Source organism: Variovorax sp. 10N412, from assembly GCF_056394985.1.
Window position 1 is genome coordinate 1 of the sequence record NZ_JBFTIO010000053.1, and the last position, 305, is coordinate 305.

Below are 305 nucleotides of genomic sequence, written 5' to 3' on the forward strand. Positions count from 1 at the left end.
TTGCCGCCGAAGCCGCCCGTGCCGCCGGCGGTGTTGAAACCGTTGGCCGTCGAGATCAGGTTGGTGCCCACGCCGTTGGTGCCGAACGGATCGAACACGGTGTCGTTCCAGAAGGTCGGGGTGTAGTCACGGCCGAGGCGGATTTCGCCGAAACCACCGGACAGGCTCACGGTCGAGCGACGAGCGAACGTCGAGACACCGGTTGCGCCGTCGTCATTGGTGATCGGGGCTTCGAGCCAGAAGCTGGCTGCCAGACCGCCACCCAGGTCTTCCGTACCACGGAAGCCCAGACGGCTGGAGTTGTA

Annotated in this window: 1 protein-coding gene; it reads right to left on the reverse strand. The window is 65.2% G+C overall.

Annotated features, from left to right (window positions below; translation table 11 throughout):
• On the reverse strand, positions 1–305 hold a 305-nt coding region (locus AC1DJH_RS33095), incomplete at both ends, for a porin (protein ID WP_478188614.1).